At 59.8% G+C, this 20212-nt stretch carries 18 protein-coding genes; 13 read left to right on the top strand and 5 right to left on the bottom strand.

What is annotated here, in order from left to right; genetic code table 11:
* Nucleotides 1–143 precede the first annotated feature (143 nt).
* Together ACK59H_RS12715 and ACK59H_RS12710 are read right to left on the bottom strand one after the other, a co-directional pair.
* Nucleotides 144–1094 carry a homoserine kinase gene (locus ACK59H_RS12715; RefSeq protein ID WP_060480220.1) on the bottom strand — a complete coding sequence of 317 codons (951 nt, stop codon included), beginning with the start codon at nucleotides 1092–1094 and terminating at the stop codon, nucleotides 144–146.
* Nucleotides 1095–1165: 71 nt separating this feature from the next.
* Complete coding sequence (locus tag ACK59H_RS12710) at nucleotides 1166–1453, bottom strand: DUF2782 domain-containing protein (RefSeq protein WP_027917186.1); 288 nt, start codon at nucleotides 1451–1453, stop codon at nucleotides 1166–1168.
* 74 nt (nucleotides 1454–1527) lie between these two features.
* Between ACK59H_RS12710 and polA the strand changes: the two genes are divergently transcribed.
* Complete coding sequence (gene polA / locus ACK59H_RS12705) at nucleotides 1528–4275, top strand: DNA polymerase I (protein ID WP_060480219.1); 2748 nt, start codon at nucleotides 1528–1530, stop codon at nucleotides 4273–4275.
* 383 nt (nucleotides 4276–4658) lie between these two features.
* On the opposite strand, the gene yihA is transcribed toward polA, so the two are convergent.
* Nucleotides 4659–5291: a ribosome biogenesis GTP-binding protein YihA/YsxC gene (gene yihA, locus ACK59H_RS12700; RefSeq protein ID WP_027917188.1), complete on the bottom strand. Its 633-nt coding sequence runs from the start codon at nucleotides 5289–5291 to the stop codon at nucleotides 4659–4661.
* Between the two features lie 193 nt (nucleotides 5292–5484).
* Between yihA and ACK59H_RS12695 the strand changes: the two genes are divergently transcribed.
* From ACK59H_RS12695 to ACK59H_RS12665, 7 genes are all read left to right on the top strand, one after another.
* Nucleotides 5485–5787, top strand: coding sequence for a cytochrome c5 family protein (locus ACK59H_RS12695; protein ID WP_060480218.1), 303 nt, complete (start codon nucleotides 5485–5487; stop codon nucleotides 5785–5787).
* Nucleotides 5788–5818: 31 nt separating this feature from the next.
* On the top strand, nucleotides 5819–6436 hold the full coding sequence (locus ACK59H_RS12690) for a cytochrome c (protein WP_060480217.1): 618 nt from the start codon (nucleotides 5819–5821) through the stop codon (nucleotides 6434–6436).
* Nucleotides 6437–6589: 153 nt separating this feature from the next.
* On the top strand, nucleotides 6590–7225 hold the full coding sequence (gene dsbA, locus ACK59H_RS12685) for a thiol:disulfide interchange protein DsbA (RefSeq protein ID WP_060480216.1): 636 nt from the start codon (nucleotides 6590–6592) through the stop codon (nucleotides 7223–7225).
* Nucleotides 7226–7236: 11 nt separating this feature from the next.
* The gene (locus ACK59H_RS12680) at nucleotides 7237–8091 is read left to right on the top strand and encodes an endonuclease/exonuclease/phosphatase family protein (protein WP_060480215.1); all 855 of its coding nucleotides are present in this window, start codon (nucleotides 7237–7239) and stop codon (nucleotides 8089–8091) included.
* Nucleotides 8092–8189: 98 nt separating this feature from the next.
* Nucleotides 8190–10130: a GGDEF domain-containing protein gene (locus ACK59H_RS12675; protein WP_060480214.1), complete on the top strand. Its 1941-nt coding sequence runs from the start codon at nucleotides 8190–8192 to the stop codon at nucleotides 10128–10130.
* A gap of 65 nt (nucleotides 10131–10195) precedes the next feature.
* Nucleotides 10196–10972, top strand: a complete 777-nt coding sequence (locus ACK59H_RS12670) for an N-acetylmuramoyl-L-alanine amidase (protein WP_060480213.1) — start codon at nucleotides 10196–10198, stop codon at nucleotides 10970–10972.
* A gap of 81 nt (nucleotides 10973–11053) precedes the next feature.
* A complete protein-coding gene (locus tag ACK59H_RS12665) occupies nucleotides 11054–12673 on the top strand; it encodes an EAL domain-containing protein (RefSeq protein ID WP_060480212.1) in 1620 nt (539 codons plus the stop codon).
* Nucleotides 12674–12685: 12 nt separating this feature from the next.
* Here ACK59H_RS12665 and ACK59H_RS12660 read toward each other — a convergent pair whose 3' ends face one another.
* Both ACK59H_RS12660 and algB read right to left on the bottom strand, forming a co-directional pair.
* A complete protein-coding gene (locus ACK59H_RS12660; RefSeq protein ID WP_409264477.1) occupies nucleotides 12686–14464 on the bottom strand; it encodes a KinB sensor domain-containing domain in 1779 nt (592 codons plus the stop codon).
* Nucleotides 14461–15807, bottom strand: coding sequence for a sigma-54-dependent response regulator transcription factor AlgB (algB, locus tag ACK59H_RS12655; protein WP_060480210.1), 1347 nt, complete (start codon nucleotides 15805–15807; stop codon nucleotides 14461–14463). The genes ACK59H_RS12660 and algB overlap by 4 nt, the downstream gene beginning before the upstream one ends.
* A 208-nt stretch (nucleotides 15808–16015) precedes the next feature.
* Between algB and ACK59H_RS12650 the strand changes: the two genes are divergently transcribed.
* From ACK59H_RS12650 to gltP, 5 genes are all read left to right on the top strand, one after another.
* Nucleotides 16016–16837, top strand: a complete 822-nt coding sequence (locus ACK59H_RS12650; protein ID WP_409264476.1) for a BON domain-containing protein — start codon at nucleotides 16016–16018, stop codon at nucleotides 16835–16837.
* Nucleotides 16838–17014: 177 nt separating this feature from the next.
* On the top strand, nucleotides 17015–17308 hold the full coding sequence (locus tag ACK59H_RS12645; protein WP_060480208.1) for a hypothetical protein: 294 nt from the start codon (nucleotides 17015–17017) through the stop codon (nucleotides 17306–17308).
* Between the two features lie 29 nt (nucleotides 17309–17337).
* Nucleotides 17338–17499 (top strand): DUF1328 domain-containing protein, encoded by a 162-nt coding sequence (locus ACK59H_RS12640; RefSeq protein ID WP_003252966.1) that lies wholly within the window; start codon nucleotides 17338–17340, stop codon nucleotides 17497–17499.
* Nucleotides 17500–17501: 2 nt separating this feature from the next.
* Nucleotides 17502–17975 carry an inhibitor of vertebrate lysozyme family protein gene (locus ACK59H_RS12635; protein ID WP_060480207.1) on the top strand — a complete coding sequence of 158 codons (474 nt, stop codon included), beginning with the start codon at nucleotides 17502–17504 and terminating at the stop codon, nucleotides 17973–17975.
* A gap of 724 nt (nucleotides 17976–18699) precedes the next feature.
* Nucleotides 18700–20028, top strand: a complete 1329-nt coding sequence (gene gltP / locus ACK59H_RS12630) for a glutamate/aspartate:proton symporter GltP (RefSeq protein ID WP_060480206.1) — start codon at nucleotides 18700–18702, stop codon at nucleotides 20026–20028.
* The last annotated feature ends 184 nt before the right edge of the window (nucleotides 20029–20212 follow it).

Below are 20212 nucleotides of genomic sequence, written 5' to 3'. Positions count from 1 at the left end.
TCGCGTCGTACGAACAAGGCGGTCGCGCGCACCTGCCACAGGCGTTACTGGCCCGAAACAAACGTAGGAGCGAGCGCAGCTCGCGATGCGCCGCGCGGGCGGCGCTCGATCTCAAAGGCGCTGAATCCCTCCGGTCGTAAACCTCAAAGGGCAAACGGCAAGTGCAAAGCCACTTCTTGGCGCTGTGCCAAACGTACCTCGAATTCGCTTGGGTCGTGAATCATCACGTCCATCCCGGCAAACGACTCTGCCGCAATCAGCCGCGATAGCCAGAAGCGTACGCAGCCGACCCGCAACATCTGCGGCCACAGCTCGGCTTCAGCGGCAGTGAAAGGCCGCAGCGCCGCATAGGCACCCAGCAGCGCCTGGGCACGTGGCATGTCGATCGCACCCTGCTCATCCAGGCACCAGTCATTCACGGTGATGGCGATGTCATACAGCATCGGCCCGGAACAGGCGTTGTAGAAGTCGATCACGCCAGTCAGGTGCGTACCTTCGAACATCACGTTGTCACGGAACAGGTCGGCGTGCAGGTTGGCTCTTGGCAGCGCCAGGATTTGCGCCTTGTGCGCGCGGATCTCGTCCAGCGCCGGTTGCAGCAAAGCCGCCTGAGCTGCGCTCAGGCGTGGCAGCAGTTCTTCACCCGCTGCCAGCATCCAGTCCAGGCCACGGTCGGTGCGGCGCTCGATGATCCGTTCGCGGGTAGCCAGGTGAATGTGTGCCAGCAGTTCACCGACCTGGGCGCAGTGCTGGGCATTGGGCGCCTTGATGTGCTTGCCCGACAGCCTGGGTTGCAGCAGCGCAGGCTTGCCGCAGAGCTCGCGCAGGGCATTGCCGTCACGGTCGCGCAGGGCGTAGGGCACCGGCATGTCGGCATCGTGCAGCACGTCTAGCAGGTCGATGAAGAACGGCATGTCCTCGACTGGCCCGCGCTCTACCAACGTCAGGACGAACTCCCCTTGTTCGAGGCTGACGAAGAAATTGCTGTTTTCGGTACCGGCGGCAATGCCCTGGAAGTCGAGCAGACGGCCCAGCTCGTACGGCGCCAGAAAGGTTTCCAGCTCAGGCCGGGTCACGGGGGTGAAGACTGACATGATGAAAAAAAGCCCATACGGGCACTTCCGCCGGGAAGTGCCGGGTTGATGTGAACGGTGCGCGCGTCAGATTACCACTCGAAGATCTTCCAGGACGGAATCAGCATGTCCGGTTGGTCGGAACGAATGAAATTGGCATCAGTGCCATCGGCGCGGACCAGGAAATACGGCTTGCCGTTTTTCGGCGTGATCTTGATTGCATACAGGAAGCCGTTTTGCCGGTATTCCTGGATGGTTTTATCGCCTTCCGTGCGAATGGTCACCTCGGGATCGGCCGAGGGGGCGTCTTCCGCCGCCAGGGTAACGACCGGCATGGTTGCCAACAGGCCGAGCAGTAACAGGCGATTGAGTGTACGCATGATAACCTAGTCCCTTTGTCGTCATTGATCCGGCTATTCTAGCTCCGGACCCGCCGAAAAGGTTGATTCTGCTCATGAGCCAAGCGCCCCTCGTCCTGGTGGACGGTTCCTCCTACCTCTACCGCGCCTTCCACGCCCTGCCGCCGCTGACTACGTCCAAAGGCATGCCGACTGGCGCGGTCAAGGGTGTGCTGAACATGCTCAAGAGCCTGCGCAAGCAATACCCTGACAGCTTGTTCGCCGTTGTGTTCGACGCCAAGGGTGGGACCTTCCGCGATGCCATGTTCGCCGAATACAAGGCCAACCGCCCGAGCATGCCCGATGATTTGCGAGTGCAGGTCGAGCCCTTGCATGCCAGCGTCAGAGCGCTGGGGTATCCGCTGCTATGTGTCGAAGGGGTCGAAGCCGATGACGTGATTGGCACCTTGGCGCGTAGCAGTGCCACTCAAGGCCGACCGGTGATCATCTCTACCGGCGATAAAGACATGGCGCAGCTGGTGGACGGCCACGTCACCCTGGTCAACACCATGACCGGCAGCGTGCTGGACATCGCCGGCGTGCACGAGAAATTCGGTGTCGGCCCGGAGCACATCATCGATTTCCTCGCCCTGATGGGCGACAAGGTCGACAACATCCCCGGCGTGCCTGGCGTCGGTGAAAAAACCGCGGTTGGCCTGCTGACGGGTATTGGCGGTGGTTTGAGCGACCTTTATGCCAACCTCGACAAGGTTCCGAGCCTGGCCATCCGAGGTGCCAAGTCATTGCCGGCCAAGCTGCAAGAGCACCGTGACGCGGCGTTTTTGTCCTATGAGCTTGCCACCATCAAGTGCGACGTGCCGCTGGATGTTGAAGTCGAGGCGCTGGTGTGCGGGGAGCCAGACCGCGAAGCACTGCTGGCGCTGTACACCGAAATGGAATTCAAGAGCTGGATCGCCGACATCCAGCGCGATGCGGCCAAGGTAGGCGAGGTGGTCGCGCCAGTCGAAGCGCCAGCGGCGAAGGTCGAGCCTAAATACGAAACCATCCTGGATCAGGCGCGTTTCGATGTATGGCTGCAGAAGCTGCGTGAAGCGCCGCTTTTTGCTTTCGACACCGAAACCACCAGTCTCGATGCTCAGCAGGCGCAGCTGGTTGGCCTTTCGTTCGCCGTCGAGCCCCACGAAGCCGCCTATGTGCCGCTGGCCCACGACTACGAAGGTGCTCCGGCTCAACTAGACCGCACGGCTGTGCTCCTGGCGCTCAAGCCTTTACTGGAAGACCCGACCAAGGCCAAGGTCGGGCAGAACGCCAAGTACGACATCAACATTCTTGCCAACAACTCGCCCGCCATCGAGCTGCGCGGCGTGGCCTACGACACCATGCTCGAATCGTACGTGCTCAACTCGACCGCCACACGCCATGACATGGACAGCCTGGCGCTCAAATACCTCGAGCACTCCACCATCGCGTTCGAGGACATTGCCGGCAAGGGTGCCAAGCAACTGACCTTCAACCAGATCCCCCTGGACAAGGCTGGCCCGTATGCCGCCGAAGACGCTGACATCACCCTGCGCCTGCATCATGCGCTGCAAGCCCGCCTGGCGCAGACCCCAAGCGTGCAGCCGGTGCTGATGGACATCGAAATGCCACTGGTGCCGGTACTGGCGAAGATCGAGCGCCAGGGTGCACTGGTGGACGCCGCGCTACTGAAGGTGCAAAGCGGCGAACTGGGGGTGAAGATGGCCGAGCTCGAACAGCGCGCCTATGCCCTGGCCGGTGAGGAATTCAACCTCGGTTCGCCCAAGCAGCTGGGGGCGATTCTGTATGACAAGCTGGGCATGCCGGTGCTGAGCAAAACTGCCAAGGGCCAGCCCTCCACCGCCGAGGCGGTGCTCGATGAGCTCGCCGAGCAAGGCTACCCGCTACCCGAAGTGCTGATGCAGTACCGCAGCCTGAGCAAGCTCAAGAGTACTTACACCGACAAGCTGCCGGGGCAGATCAACCCGCGTACCGGGCGCATTCATACTTCCTACCAACAGGCCGTGGCCGCAACCGGTCGGCTGTCTTCCAGCGACCCGAACCTGCAGAACATTCCGATCCGCACCGCCGAGGGGCGACGCATCCGTCAGGCTTTCGTTGCCAGCCCCGGCTATAAGCTGCTGGCGGCGGACTACTCGCAAATCGAACTGCGCATCATGGCGCACCTGGCCAAGGACGAAGGTTTGCTGCACGCCTTCCGTAATGACCTGGACGTGCACCGTGCCACTGCCGCAGAGGTGTTCAACGTGGCGCTTGAAGCAGTCACCACAGACCAGCGGCGCAGCGCCAAGGCGATCAACTTCGGCCTGATCTACGGCATGAGTGCGTTCGGCCTGGCCAAACAGATCGGCGTGGACCGCAAGCAGTCGCAGGACTACATCGATCGTTATTTCGCTCGTTACCCAGGCGTGCTGGCTTACATGGAGCGCACCCGCACCCAGGCAGCGGAGCAAGGCTTTGTCGAAACCCTGTTTGGCCGACGTCTGTACCTGCCGGATATCAATGCCAAGAACCCAGCCTTGCGCCGGGGCGCTGAACGCACTGCGATCAACGCGCCGATGCAGGGCACTGCTGCCGACATCATCAAGCGCGCCATGGTCAACGTCGACAATTGGCTCAGCGATAGCGGCCTGGATGCACGGGTGATCCTGCAAGTGCACGACGAACTGGTGCTTGAAGTGCGTGAGGACCTGGTCGACCAGGTGCAGCATGAAATACGCGCGCACATGAGCAGCGCTGCACAATTGGATGTTCCGCTTGTGGTCGAAGCAGGTATTGGTGCGAATTGGGACGAAGCTCACTGATTGAGCTTGGGAAGCTGTGTAGGATCTGCAGCGTGGTGCCGCAGATCCCGGCATGGCTCTATGCCATTAGTTCCCGAGTTTCATGAAACTATCGCAAATAGTTTTGAGGGCTCAGGAACTAAACCGGTGAAGCGGGACTCAGAGTAACTGAATGGCTGGTGAAGCCTTTCGATGCTCCTATGTTGTGTTAAGTGTTGGCAGATACCTGGACCCCGCCCTAGCGGTCCAGACTTGAACCCCGAACTTCCCCCTCCCCATACGAAGTCCGGGGTTTTTTTTGCCCGCAATTTGTCATCTGGTCTGTAGAGACGCCCCGTGGACACAGCTTGACCCGCAAAAGCGCCGGCCCATAGAGCGTCGCAGTCGCGGGTCCATCTCTGCTATCAAACAGCTGGCTTGTCTTCCAACTCCATCCAATCCGCCAGCACCCGGTACGCCTCTTCAAGGCCCAGACGTTTGGGTGCCGAGAATAACTGGATGGTCACACCATCCCCCCAGCCCTTGCGAATTTCCGACTGCACCTTGAGCAAGGTGTTCTTGCCTGCACCGTGGGTCAATTTGTCGGCCTTGGTCAGCAGGATGTGCATCGGCATGCCGCTGGCTTTGGCCCAGTCGAGCATCATCTTGTCGAAATCGGTCATGGGGTGACGCGTATCCATCATCAGGATGACACCGCGCAGGCATTCGCGGCTGCCCAGGTACGCTTCCAAGTGCTTCTGCCAGTGCTGCTTGAGCGGGATCGGGACTTTTGCATATCCGTAACCCGGCAGGTCGACCAATCGCCGTTCATCGTCCAGACTGAAGAAATTCAACAGCTGGGTGCGCCCTGGGGTCTTCGAGGTACGCGCCAGGCTGGCATGAGTCAGGGTGTTGAGGGCGCTGGATTTGCCGGCGTTGGAGCGGCCGGCGAAAGCCACCTCGTAACCTTGATCGTCCGGGCATTGTTCGACCTTGGCTGCGCTGAGGGCGAATTTGGCTTTCTGGCAGAGGCCGAGGATGGGGTTCTTGACTTGCATGGGATATCCGATGTGGGTGTTGCCAAAGCCTAGGCTGGCAAGCGGTGTCGTTTCCGTTTGGATGGCGGAAGTATATAATGCCCCAGTTTTTGTGTGCTCATTCTCCCAGCGAAGGGGAATGGGCATGGGGTGTCGAACAATAGCTCGCGCATCAGAACGCAGCGCGTCCCCCAACCCTGTCAGGTCGTTTCGCATGGCGAAGTGGCTGCTAGCTGTCGGTATGTTCCTGCCGGTTTTCAGCGCACAGGCTACACAGGATCCCGAGGCGTTGTACAACCGCACGTGTGCGGCCTGTCACGCCGGGCAGTTGCCGCAGGCACCCAAGAAGGGTGACACGGCAGCTTGGGAGCCACGGCTGGCGCAAGGCATGGAGCAACTGCTAGTGCATGTTACCCAGGGTTTCAAGGCTATGCCGCCGCGTGGATTGTGCATGGACTGCAGTACCGAGGACTACCGTTCGGTCATTCTTTGGATGAGCGGCAGTCCCGATACATAACATTTCACCCTTAGCCGTGTTGGATTAGCTGATGAACAAACTAGTCGTGAGTCTGCTGTTGACCCTGGGGGTCGCAGGTGCGGCCACTGCTGCAGAACCCCTCAAAGGCGATGCCGCTGCCGGCCAGGCCAAAACTGCCGTTTGTGGTGCCTGCCACAACCCCGACGGCAATAGCCTGGCACCGAACTTCCCGAAACTGGCCGGGCAGGGCCAGCGCTATCTGGAAAAACAGCTGCACGATATCAAGTCGGGCAAGCGCACCGTGCTGGAAATGACCGGCATGCTGGCCAGTTTCAATGACCAGGACCTCGCCGACATCGCTGCCTGGTTCGCCAGCCAGAAGGCCAGTGTCGGGGCTGCCGATCCCAAGTTGGTAGACCGCGGCCGCGCGCTGTTCAATGGCGGTAACCTGGAAAAAGGCATGCCCGCCTGTACCGGTTGCCACTCGCCCAACGGTGCAGGTATTGCCCTGGCTGGCTTCCCGCACCTAAGCGGCCAGCATGCGCAGTACGTCACCAAGCAGCTCACTGACTTCCGCGAAGGCAACCGCACCAACGATGGCGATGCCATGACCATGCGCACCATCGCCGGTAAGCTGAGCAATCACGAGATCGAAGCATTGGCCAGCTACATCCAGGGCCTGCATTAACATTCGGTTAATGCTGTAACGCTAAAGATGAAAGGGCGGCGCGGGCCGCCCTTTTTTCTGTCCGCAGCCGTTACACTACAGAACTCGGGCCCTTCGCCACCGGTCTCAGCACAGGTCGCGTCGAGGCGACCAATGAATGCTCAGGAGTAAAGCATGCGTAAACTGATTCTCAGCGCCGCGCTGGTCGCTGCCAGCGTACTCGGTATGACTGCCGTCCAGGCCGCCGAGCCTGCCACTGCCGGCAAGCAATACATCGAGCTGAGCAACCCTGTTCCGGTATCCCAGCCAGGCAAGATCGAAGTGGTCGAGCTGTTCTGGTATGGCTGCCCTCATTGCTACCACTTCGAGCCGACCATCAACCCCTGGGTCGACAAGCTGCCCAAAGATGTCAACTTCAAGCGGGTGCCAGCCATGTTCGGTGGGCCATGGGATGCGCACGGTCAGATGTTCTTGACCCTGGAAGCCATGGGTGTCGAGCATAAGGTTCACGCGGCCGTCTTCGACGCCATCCAGAATCAGCACAAGCGCCTCACCGATCCGAAAGACATGGCCGACTTCCTCGCCACCCAGGGTGTCGACAAGGACAAATTCCTTGCCACCTTCAACTCGTTCGCGATCAAGGGCCAGGTCAATCAGGCCAAGGAGTTGGCGAAGAAGTACGAGATCACCGGCGTGCCTAGCATGGTGGTCAACGGCAAATATCGCTTCGACCTGGGCACCGCCGGCGGGCCGGAAGGTGTGCTGAGCGTTGCCGACCAGCTGATCGCCAAGGAGCGCGCCGCTAAGTAAGCGGCGTAACCATGCGGCGCTTCAGATCCGCGCGTGGCATTGGCCTGCACCAGCCGCAGGTCAATGAGCATCACCTGCAGGCCCCAGGCCTGCCGGAAGATGGACGGCTGCGGCTGCTCAGTTTCAATATCCAGGTTGGCATCAGCACCGAGCGCTACCGGCATTACCTGACCCGCAGCTGGCAGCACCTGCTGCCACATACCGGGCGGGCGGGGAACCTTCAGAAAATTGGCCAGTTGCTCAGCGATTTCGACTTGGTGGCCCTGCAGGAAGCCGATGGCGGCAGCTTGCGTTCAGGCTATGTGAACCAGGTGGAGCACCTGGCTCAATTGGGTGCTTTCCCCTACTGGTATCAGCAGCTCAATCGTAATCTTGGGCGCTTTGCCCAGCACAGCAATGGCGTGCTCAGCCGGCTCAAGCCAAACCAGCTGGAAGACCACCCACTGCCCGGCCCGGCTGGACGTGGCGCTATCCTGGTGCGCTTCGGTGAGGGCGAGGACGCGCTGATCGTGGTCATGATGCACCTGGCCCTTGGCGCCAAGACGAGGGCTCGGCAACTGGCCTATATCCGTGAGCTGATTGGCGGTTATCGTCACCAGGTGCTGATGGGCGATATGAATACCCATGCCACCGACCTGCTGGAGCACTCGCCTTTGCGTGACCTGGGCCTGATTGCCCCGCAGGTCGAGGCCACCTTCCCCAGTTGGCGGCCCCAGCGCTGTCTCGATCACATCCTGCTCAGCTCAAGCCTTACCTTGGAGCGGGTCGAGGTCCTGGCCCAGCCGATTTCCGATCATCTTCCCGTTGCGGTCGAGATCCGATTGCCTGATGCATTGACTGTGGATACGCTGCCGGTCTTGAGCTAGATCAGCTCGATTACGGCCAGCCCTCAAGTGTTTGAGGGAGCCGCCGACAGCGTGTCATTACACAGCCCCCAGATGCATTACCCGTCGCGGATCAAGGCATGACCGAAGAAGCCGAGCGCTGGAAAGAAAAATACTTAAAAAGCATCGAAAAGCAGGAAAAGCTCGAGCGCCGTTGGGATGCTCGCCTTGACCTGCTGCGTCGCGGCCTGGTGCGCAGTACGCTGGCTGCAGAAGGCAGCGACAAGGTCGTGGACCAGTGCATGAAGGAAATGCGCGAGGTCATTCGCAGCGACAACATGGACGCCGGCCTCGCCGGCTTGATCCCGCGCTTGGAAAAGGCTGTGCTGGACTCTGAGCAGCGTCGTGAAACGCGCATGAACCAGGTCAGTGATGCCCTCAACGCGTTGGTGACCCAACTTCAAGGCCTGCCGGTGCCCGGTGACGTCGCCCGCCAATTGAAAAAGTTGGCGAAGAAGCTCGACGGCGGTGTTGCCCAGTCCCGAGAACTGCCGCCCCTGCTGGGTGAGCTCAGTGGCTTGCAGGGCCGCGCCCTTTCCTCTTTGAGCAAAGCCGACGACGAGGCCAGGCCTGGCTTTCTCCAACGGCTGTTTGGCAACCGTGAAAGCGAACCGCAGGCTGAGCGAGAGCAGTTGTCACCGCCCCCTTCGGCCATCGCCTCAGCCGCCGACTCGCAGCCGAGCGGCCCGGTACTGGTTGATTTGCCAGTGCAAGATGCCGATGAGCTTTTGCCGCTTGTACCGCCCGAGGCTGCAACACGGGTTGAAGAAACTGCCGACCCCACTGTACCTCAGGCCTACTCGGCACCTGAGCCTGCAGTCGAGCCTAGGGCGGAGCTGCCGCCTGAGCATGAACGCACCGACCAAGAAGCCCGCGAGCAGCATCAGGCACACGAGCCGCAGTGGCTAGCGGCCCCGGTCGATGACCCGCTCGGGGAAGACGGGCCGTACTCGCTACCCGATGCAGTAGAGCCGCCGTATAGCCAGGTGGCAGCGCACATCGAGCAGACCCTGATCGGCCTGCTGGACGACCTCAGCCTGCCAGAACGCCACAAAGCCCAAGCCTTGCAGATGCGCGAACGGGTGGCGCGCGGGCTCAACTGGTATGAGTTGATCCCGGTGCTCGATGACTTGGCTGTACTGATGCTGGCTATCACCGACAGCGGGCAGCATGAGTTCGAAACCTACTTGCAACAGCTCAATGAACGCCTCGAAGGCTTCCAGAGCCATCTGCACGAAGCCAGTGCAGGCCATGCCGATAACAGCTCGGCCGCCCGCGAACTGGACAGCCAACTGCGCGAACAGGTCGATGGCCTGCAAAGCAGTGTGCAGGGGGCAGTGGATGTGGACAGCCTCAAGCACATTCTTGAGAGCCGCCTGGAGGGGCTGCTTGGCACCATGGACGAGCACCAGCGCGAGCGGGACCGTCGCGAGCAAGAGCTTGCCGGGCGCCTTCAAGGCCTGGCCGAGCGTGTTGCCAGCATGGAACAAGAAGCGCTGGGTTATCGCGAACACCTTGAAGAGCAGCGCCAGAAGGCGTTGATCGACCCGTTGACCGGTTTGCCCAACCGCGCAGCCTGGGCCGAGCAAGTCGAGCGCGAAACTCGTGACTGGCAGGAGCAAGGTGGGCACTTGGCCATGGCCATTCTCGATCTGGATCACTTCAAGCGGATCAACGATAGCTACGGCCACCTGGCAGGCGACAAGGTGCTGAAGATAGTTGCCGACCAATTGCGCAAACGGCTGCGCCCACGTGACTTCATTGCACGGTTCGGCGGCGAAGAGTTCGTACTGTTGTTGCCGCAGACCTCGCCGGCGGCGGCTAGCCAAGTTGCTGAGGCAATGCGCGCCGCCATCGAGGCCTGCCCGTTTCACTTCAAAGGCGAGCGGGTGGTCATCACCACCTCAATCGGCCTGAGCGCCTGGCGTTCAGGCGAGCGCGGCGACCAGGTCCTCAAGCGCGCGGATGCGGCGTTGTACCGGGCCAAGGATCTTGGCCGTAACCGGGTAGAACAAAGCTGAGGGGGTAGCCAACCCATGTATACGTTATGCTATTGCATTACTGACTGCTGACTTTGGCTCCCCACATGAAAGCGCTATTTTCCGCCTTGCTGCTAATTGCACTGGCTGGTTGTTCGACCGGCCTGCGCATCGACCGCAGCCACCCCTCTGCCAACCAGGACAACCGTATCCAGTTCGTCGTCCTGCATTACACCAACGCCTCGCTGGAGCGTTCGCTGGCGTTGCTGACCAAAGGCGAGGTCAGTGCGCACTACTTGATTGGCGATGGCCCAGCCACGGTCTACCAACTGGTGGATGAGAATCGCCGTGCCTGGCACGCTGGTGAAAGCCAATGGCAGGGGCGCACCTGGCTCAACTCCAGCTCCATTGGCATCGAAATCGTCAACCCGGGGTTCGATGAAACCGCCAATGGTCGTGTCTGGTACCCCTACAGCGAAGCTCAGATCCAGTCACTGATCGCTTTGCTCAAAGACATCGTCAAGCGCAACAATATCGAGCCGCGGCACATCATTGGCCACAGTGATATCGCCCCATTGCGCAAGCTTGACCCAGGCCCCTTGTTCCCTTGGAAGCGCCTGGCCGATGCTGGCCTGGGAATCTGGCCCGAGCCCAACGCCGTGGCCCGCCAGCAGGCCTATTTCAACGTCAACCCACCGACCATTGCCTGGTATCAGCAGGAGTTGGCCCGCTTCGGTTATGCCATCGAGCAGACTGGGCAGCTGGATGTCGCCACCCGCCACGTCATAGCCGCGTTCCAGATGCACTTCCGCCCGCAGCGTTTCGACGGGATGCCGGACGCCCAGACTGCAGCCATGCTGGCGGTGCTCAACCGCATGCGATAAGCGCATTGCAGCCGGGCGCCAAACGGCAGAGCCGATTCTCATTCCAGTTGCTATACCTTGTTAATCAACTGGATGCTGCCCATGTCTGCTCTGATTTCTGCATTGCGCCAATTTTTCTACCGTCCCTGGATGCTGGCCACCCTTGCAGCATTGGCCAGCGCTGCGGTGTTGCTGGCCGCCAGCATCGCAATTGCATTGCAGCAGATGAAAGACAGCGAAATGGCGCAGATGAACGCCCAGGGCGAGCGCTTTCTCGAGCGTCTGGAGCAGGTATTCGGCCAACTGCGCGAGGGTGTCGACGAGCTTCAGGCTCAGCCAGTGCGCGGTTGCAGCCCGGCGATGGTTTCGGTGCTGCAGCAGGTTGGCCTGGGCTCGCGCTTCATCTATGAAGCCGCGTATGTGGACGCCAATGTCGCCTGCTCCAACAGGGGCGGGGCCAGGGCCTTCGTGCCCACCCGGGCGCCGGATATTCAGGGGCCGACCTATAGCTATTGGCTCAATACCACTACTGAACCCAACGAGAACCTCGCTGCCCTGATGCTCGCACGGGGCAATTTTCTGGTATCTACCTCGCGCGGGCACCTGACTGATGTAGTCGACCTGCCGCCAGGGGGCAGCTTGTTGGTCGTGCTGGATAACGGCACCCGCGCCATACCGGTGCTGGGCCCACCTCAGGCGTGGCCACCGACCAATGGCTGGCCGCCCCCCAGCCAAAAATCCTTGATCGAGCTGCAAGATCGGCTGGTGTATCGGATGCCCACCCGGTCACCGGACTATCAGTTGGCATTGATTGCACCCCGTGCCAGCTTGCCCTTACGCATGAATGGCATGCTCTGGCTGTTGTTCCCCGGAAGTCTTTTGGCCGCATGCTGTATCGGCTGGCTGGTACTGCAACTGATCCAGCAGCGGCGTTCGATGAGTTCGGAGTTGCAAAATGCGTTGCGCCGGGGCGAGCTGCAGGTGCTGTATCAACCGATCTTCGAGCTCGACAGTCGCCGCTGTGTCGGCGCAGAAGCCCTGGTGCGCTGGCGCAGGCCGGATGGCTCGTTGACCAGCCCTGACTTGTTCATCCCGCTTGCGGAAAATACCGGGCAAATTCGCCAAATCACCGACTTTGTGCTGCAACGGGTGCTCGAACAGTTAGGGCAGTTGCTACGCTCACACCGCAACCTCTATATCTCCGTCAACTTGGCAGCCTGTGACGTGATGGTGCCGCGTATCGGCAGTGTTGCTGCTCGACTGTTGGCGCTGCACCGCGTCGCGCCCAGTCAGATCGCTTTTGAAGTCACCGAGCGCGGTTTGATCGATGTAGTGGTAGCGCGGGATAACCTGCAGGCGCTGCGGGCGGTTGGGCATCAGGTGTTGATCGATGACTTCGGCACCGGGTATTGCAGCTTGGCCTATTTGCAGACGTTGCCCGTGGATTGCCTGAAGATCGACAAGGCGTTCATCGACGCACTGGGCCACGACGCCGCCAGCAGCGGTGTAGCGCCGCATATCATTCGCATGGCTCATGACCTGCATCTGCGAGTGATTGCCGAAGGCATCGAAAGCGAGGAGCAGGCGGTGCTACTGAACAGCGAGGGGGTCAATTACGGCCAAGGTTGGCTGTTCGCTCACCCGCTAAATGCCCGGCAATTTGCTGAACTTGTGATCCGCGGCCGCCAGCCCAGGCGGGCGCGGATCAATGATGAGCCTTGAGGGGGAGCCTGTTCAGACCGGCAGCGCCATGTAGAACTGCGTGCCCTGCCCCGGTCGGGAAAACACGCCCATGCGCCCTCCATGCAACTGCACGATTTCCTTGCACAGTGCCAGCCCCAGTCCAGCCCCTCCTTTTTTGCGCCCGACCTGCACGAACGGCTCGAAGATCCGCCCTTGCTGACCGTAGGCGATACCTTCCCCATCGTCCTCGACGCTGACGATCACGCGTTCTGCGTGGCGTCGAGCATGCAGGCGGATATGCCCGCCGCTAGGTGTATGGCGAATAGCGTTTAGCAACAGGTTGTCCAGTACGCGGTCCAGTTGCCCGATGTCGGCCTGAATACGTGGCAGCGGGGGCTCCAGCGCTTTGACCAGTTCAATCTGCTTGCTGGCTGCTTGGTCAGCAAAACGTAGCAGCGCTCTGTCGAGCAGCTCGTCGATGGCGCAAGGTGCAAGTTCTAGCTTCTGCAGGCCGCTCTGGTAACGGGAGAAGTTCAGCAGGTCGTTGATCAGCTGAGTCAGGCGCTGCATTTCTTCGCCGATGGTCTCCAGCAAGTCGTTTTCACGAGCCTCAGGCGGAAACTTCAATCGTTCGCGCAGCAGGCCGAACGCCATACTCATGCCGGTCACTGGTGTGCGCAGTTCATGCGAAGCGCGCAGCACGAACTCGCTGCGTACGCGCTCGAAGGCGCGTTGCTCGGTGACGTCGTGCAATACCATGACCGCGCCGAGAATCGGCCCCTGGGGATGGCTGACCGGAGTCAGACTGTAGGTGAGCAGCCGGGCTTCCTCTTCAACCTCGATGCTCAGGTCCTCAGGAGGCCGGTCCAGGCTGCCGCCTCGCAGTACCTGGCGCAGTTGCTGATTGAGTTCCGGGCGTTGCAAGGCCTCGGCCAAGCCAGTACCGACACGGCTGTTGTCCCAGCCCAACTGCCGCTGAGCGACTGGGTTGAGGTGCTCCAACAGGCCTTGGCGGTCGATGATCAGCAAGCCATCGTCAATGCTGTCGAGCACGGCTTGCAAGCGCTGTTGACCTGCCAGCAGTTCATCGACATTGGTAGCCTGATGCTTGCGCAGCGCATCGGCCATTAGCCCGAAGCGACGGGTCAGCTGGTTAAGCTCGATAGCGTGGGTCACCGGTAAGGTGATCTCGAAGTCCCCTTGGCCGAGCTGGTCTGCAGCCTTGGCCAAGGCTTCAATAGGCTGGCCGAAACGCCGGGCGATGTTGTGGGCAGTTATAAAACCCAGCACTAGCACCACAAGGCCCATCAGGCCCAGCGCGCCGCTGACCAGAAGCGCCTGATCGCGGGTGTGCGCTTCGCTATTGAGGATTTGATCGAGGGCTTGCTTGTGTGAATCGATGAGGTCTGTGCGCACTTGGTTGAATGCAGCGCCCAGCGGTTGCTCCACATCCATGCTCCGAGACGGGTCCGGAGTGGCACGATAGGCTTGCAGAAAGGCCTGGTAGTTCTCATTGGCCTTAACGAAACCGACGCGGTCACCGCTTTGGGCCAAGCCGTGGTCGAGCAGCGCCTGGAAGTTCTCCTGCAGCGTGGGCAAGTTGTTCGGGGAGTTGTCCTTGTCCAGCAGCAGTACCAGCTGGTCCCCAAGGTTCTGCCTGAGCTTCAAGCCCACTTCCAAGGAGTGGGTGGTTTCCAGTACCGATTGCTGCTGAGCCGCCGCCATCTGCAGCACACTGACTAAGCCCAATAACAGCCCCAGCAGGGCCACGGTCACTAATGCCGAAATGCTGAGAAACAGCCGCGTACGCAGCTTCATCGGCAGCCTCATAGGTTGTACTGCTTGCGCTTGCGGTAAAGCGTCGAGGCGTCGATACCAAGGGTTTTGGCCGCCTGGTCAAGGGTGTCACTGGCGGCAAGCACCGCGCCGATGTGGGCGCGCTCCAGCTCATCCAGGCTTAACGCAGCACCTACACGGGGTGCATTGCTGGTGGGCTGCTCACCCATGCCCAAGTGGCTCACTTCAACGCGCTCCTGTGGGCAGATGATGCTTGCGCGTTCGATGACGTTACGCAGCTCCCGGATGTTGCCCGGCCACCGGTAGTTGAGCAGTGCACTGCGTGCCTCATCGCTGAAACCCCGCGCCGGGCGGGCATATTCCTTGACGAAGCGGGCCAGGAAGCGGTCGGCAAGGGTGAGGATGTCGTCGCTGCGCTCGCGCAGGGGTGGCAGATGCAGAGTAATGACGTTGAGGCGATACAGCAGATCTTCACGGAAGCGGTTCTCGCGCACCATGTCGTCCAGGTTCAAGTTGGTCGCCGCAAGAATTCGCACGTCGGCGCGGCGGGTAACGGGGTCGCCCACCCGCTCGTATTCCTTGTCCTGGATGAAACGCAGCAATTTCGGTTGCAGCGTGAGAGGGAAATCACCGATCTCGTCAAGAAACAGCGTGCCACCATCTGCTTGACTGACGCGCCCCAGGGTACTTTCACTGGCGCCAGTGAAGGCCCCGCGTGTATGGCCGAACAATTCGCTCTCCATGAGCTCGGCATTGAGCGATGGGCAGTTGATGGTCACGCAGGCTTTGCGCGCCCGCTTGCTCCAGCCGTGAATGGCGCGGGCCAGCTCGCCTTTACCGGTACCCGACTCGCCAAGGATCAGGATATTGGCATCGGTTGTGGCCACTTGGCGGGCAGTTTCCAGCACGGCCATCATCGCTGGGCTGTGTGAGTCCAGGCCGTCCTTAGGCTTGCGTACTTCCCCTTCGAGCGCCTCCAGGCGCGCCGAGAGTTGGCGTACTTCGAGCTGCTTGGCGGTGGCCAGGCGCAGTTGGTCGGGGCTGCAGGGTTTGACCAGGTAGTCGGCGGCGCCGGCCTGGATGGCGTCCACGGCGGTATCGATCGCCGAATGCGCGGTGACGATGACTACCCGCATCCAGGGCGCTTGGATACGCATCTGCGCTAGCACGTCCAGCCCATTGTCCTCACCCAGGCGCAAATCCAGGAAGCACAGGTCGAACACCTGGCGTTGCAGCAAGGCTTCAGCCTGTGCGGCGCTGTTGGCCGTGGCGACGCTATAGCCTTCATCTTCAAGGCAGTAGCGGAAGGTGCGCAGGATTGCGGACTCATCATCCACCAGCAGAATGCGGCCTTGATTGTCCTGGGCTGGTTGCATTTCCTGCGCTCCTTGGGATGGTTCTGTAATTAGTGTGGGAAAAATCGGGCAAGTTGCACGGTCAATTGTGACGGATTCTGTCCTTTGCATGCTAGCCAATGTCCGTTTAATGCCGTGAAGCTGGATATCCCTATGCTTTCCTTAGAGCCCTTACCTGGCACATTGGTTGCGAAGTATTTCTATTTTTGCCTATCAACGAGGTATATCCATGCGCCCTCTCATTCGAATGACCGTATTGGCAACCAGCCTTCTAACCATTTGCACATCTGCGTTGGCTGATCCAGTGCAGGACGCGCGGCGGCTGGGCTCCGTGCAAACGGCCTTGGCGCTCAATCCTATGCTCAACCTGTTTCGTATCGAGGTCGCCGTCGATGGCCAACAGGCACGTTTGTCGGGCGAAGTCGAAAACCAGGTCGAGCGACAGCTCGCAGAGGAAGTAGCACTGGCAACCCATGGCATCGAACAGGTTGATAACCAGTTACGGGTTAACGCCCAACTGGTCGAGCGCCCGCTGGAGCGTCGCGCTTACGCTCAGCGCCTTGAGGATGCGACCCTTGCCGCAGTTGTACGGGCGCGGCTGCAGTGGAGTCGCATCACGAACAAGGCGCCCATCGAGGTTCAGAGCAGTGATGGCGTGATTACCCTGCGCGGCAAAGTGGACAGTGCAGAGGCGAAGGCGTTGGCAGGCGTACTGGCGGGCAGCACAGCGGGTGTGTATCTGGTCAATAACCTGGTCAGCCTGGATAGCGCTGCCATGGCAAAAGCTAGGGAGACCCCCGTTGGCGCCGACAGCGAGCCTCAGCCGAGCGACAGTTGGATAGTCGACAAAATCCAGACCAGCCTGCGTTTCAGTCGCAATCTCGATGGCCTGAATATCAAAGTCGCCAGCGACAAAGGCATGGTCAGGCTAAGCGGTGAAGTACTGAGCCGCGAACAGAAGACCATCGCTCTGGAGATCGCTCGGCAGATCATTGGCATACGCGGTGTGGACGTTGATCTTCTAAAGGTAGCCGCCAAGGCCGAAGCCTGAGTCGTGCATTTCGCACGACCCTGGCAGGGGTATCGTGCAGTATACGTCCTCACTCCTGCCGGGCTAACTGTATAAGTCATTGATTTATAACGATTTTTATAAGCTTCCAAAGCTGGCATGCAGGCTGCAATTACTTGTTCAGGTTTGAACAGAAAAATTACAGCAGGAGAAGCCGGCATGAACCGCCCAAACGTCAACCGCTCGCTCAATGTCGCACTTCCAGTGCGCCAGTTCCTGTTGCTTGGGATGGCTTTGCTGCTGACCTTGGCCGCCGGCCTCTTCTACTACAGCTGGCAGACCTCGCGTCTGGCCGATCAAGTCGCCGCGCAAACTGCGCTGCTGGCTCAAATTCAGGCAAACCGGACCAGCTCGCTGGTCCAAGCCAATGAGCCTGCAGGGCAGCGTCCTGCAGTCAACACCTCGCCGGCCACCGTCGCAAACGTTGTGCCTCAGGATCGCTGGGTGTTCTGAACATTTTTCAAAAAGAAAGGAGAAGCATCATGCTGAGCTGGGCAATTACTTTTCTCATCATCGCCATTGTTGCCGCCGTGCTCGGCTTCGGTGGTATCGCTGGCGCCGCTACAGGCATTGCGAAGATCTTGTTCATCGTCTTCCTGGTCCTGTTCGTAGCCTCCTTCTTCTTTGGACGTGGTCGAGGTTGACGATGAGCAGGAAGCTGAGCACGGCACTGGTTTTCGCTGCCCTGATGTCGGGTGGTAGTGCAACAGTGCTGGCGGCCAATGATGGCCAGGTTCGGGTCGAGCAACTGCTCGGCTCGGACCCCGAGTATCGAGAGGCATGGCAAGACGCGATCAAAGGTGAGGAGCGCCTGCCCGATTGGGTGATCAACCTCAGCGGTAGTGGGCAGGAGCAAATGACTGCCCTCACTGAGGACGGTGACAAATACTTGGTTGGCCCGCTATGCGAGTCGCCACAGAACTGCACCTACAAACGCCTGATCGTCGCGTTCAGTTGGGACAAGGAAGATGCCTACGGGATGCTCGTGGAGGTACCCGAAGGCCTGCCCAAGGACAAATCGCCGACCCGTCATGCGCAGTATCGCTGGCTGGGTAAGCCAGACGATGGCATGAAGGCGATGTTGCAGGAGCAACTCAAGCGCGATCCCAACTGGTACTAACCAGGTTTCGCGCACTGTCACGCAATAGAAGCGAAACTTTCGTATCGTTTTCGCTTCTATGATGCGCCGCCCCGAGGAGGGGTAACGCATGACCATGGGGCCGGGCTGTTCTGATTGTTGCAGGATCGGAGTGGCCTAGGGGTACAGGGAGTGCCTCCAGTAGTGGGCCGGGTCAGGAAAGGCAGAATCGGAAGCTTCCGGTCAGGCGTGCTGAATATGTCTCGCCGGCGGGGCTTCCGAGGCGCCATCCCATAGCTCAATGAGTACCTTTCTTACTTTCTCTGTTAAGACACATTTTGTTGCGACCACACGTCACTTTTTTTGGTGATCGATAGCGTCCAGGCAAGTGCCATTTCTGCCATTCGGATTGCCGAACAGGCCTTTTTGAACCTCACTCCTTCCCCCGCTAAAACTGGCTAAAAATAGCGGTTTAGCTCTGTTCGGATTCCCGAACGTTATAAATCAATGACTTACATGCTATTAAACGCCGGCGCTTTGCCCATGCTGAACCGGTATAGGGTATGCGTTTCCGGCATTAGATTTCGTGCTGTGCCATCGCAATAGTTGCCGCCTTTTTCGCTGGCACGGGCGCCTTGTCGCTCGCTCGCGGTGTCCTTACACGAGGTCTCCGGACGGAAGCCAAAAGCTCCCGTGACATTGCCACCGGCTTTGTTGCGCGCTTTTCCAGTCGGTACCCGTGACCACTACAACAAAGGGTAAAGACATGAAGAAGGCAAAACTGAGCCTCGCCTGGCAGATCGTTATCGGTCTGGTTCTGGGTGTTGCAATCGGCGCGCTGCTGAACCACTTCAGCGCTGAAAAGGCCTGGTGGATCAGTAACGTTCTCCAGCCCGCCGGTGACATCTTCATTCGCCTGATCAAGATGATCGTCGTCCCGATCGTGATTTCGTCGCTGATCGTGGGTATTGCCGGGGTTGGCGATGCGAAGAAACTAGGCAGCATCGGCCTGAAGACCATTCTGTATTTCGAAGTGGTTACCACCATAGCCATCGTGGTTGGCTTGGTACTGGCCAACCTTTTCCACCCGGGCGCCGGCATCGACATGAGCACCCTGGGCACCGTCGACATCTCCAAGTATCAAGCTACTGCGGCGGAGGTTCAGCATGAGCATGCGTTCATCGAAACCCTGCTCAACCTGATCCCGTCGAACATTTTCGCAGCGCTGATGCGTGGCGAGATGCTGCCGATCATCTTCTTCTCGGTAATGTTCGGCCTTGGTCTTTCGAGCCTGCAGTCCGACCTGCGCGAGCCGCTGGTGCGTACTTTCCAGGCTGTGTCGGAGACCATGTTCAAGGTCACCCACATGATCATGAACTACGCGCCTATCGGGGTGTTCGCCCTGATCGCCGTTACCGTTGCCAACTTCGGCTTCAGCTCGTTGCTGCCGCTGGCCAAGCTGGTGCTGTTGGTTTACTTCGCCATCGCCTTCTTCGCCTTCATGGTGCTGGGCTTGGTAGCACGCTTGTTCGGCTTCTCGGTCATCAAGATCATGCGCATCATGAAAGATGAGCTGATTCTTGCGTACTCCACCTCTAGCTCCGAAACCGTGCTGCCGCGCGTGATCGAGAAGATGGAAAAGTACGGCGCGCCGAAGTCGATCTGCTCGTTCGTGGTTCCGACTGGCTATTCGTTCAACCTCGATGGTTCCACCCTGTACCAGAGCATCGCGGCCATCTTCATCGCCCAGCTGTATGGCATCGACCTGTCCTGGAGCCAGCAGTTGCTGCTGGTGCTGACCCTGATGGTCACCTCCAAAGGCATTGCCGGGGTACCGGGTGTGTCCTTCGTAGTGCTGCTGGCTACTTTGGGCAGCGTGGGTATTCCGCTGGAAGGTCTGGCGTTCATCGCCGGTGTCGACCGTATCATGGACATGGCACGTACTGCCCTGAACGTGATCGGCAACGCCCTGGCCGCCCTGGTAATTGCACGATGGGAAGGTATGTACGATGCCGCCAAAGGTGAGCAGTACTACGCCTCGCTGATGGCGGACAAGCAGCAGGGCGTCGTTGTTGGTGAAGCTGCCAAGCGCTGACCCTGATTCACTCAAACAAAAAGCCTCGACTTGTCGGTAACGCTGTTCACTTAAGCATTTGAGTCCAGGTTTGGGGTCGAAAAATCCGATACCAGTGATCTGGTGTCGGATTTTTTTGGGTTCAATTTGAGCCTTTTAGCGCCTGTGAGATCGAGCGCCGCCCGCGCGGCGCATCGCGAGCTTT

Source organism: Pseudomonas sp. KCJK9000, from assembly GCF_046230725.1.
GTDB classification, from domain to species: domain Bacteria; phylum Pseudomonadota; class Gammaproteobacteria; order Pseudomonadales; family Pseudomonadaceae; genus Aquipseudomonas; species Aquipseudomonas promysalinigenes.
Note: the sequence above shows the minus strand (reverse complement) of the source record. Positions and strands in the feature narration are given on the sequence as shown.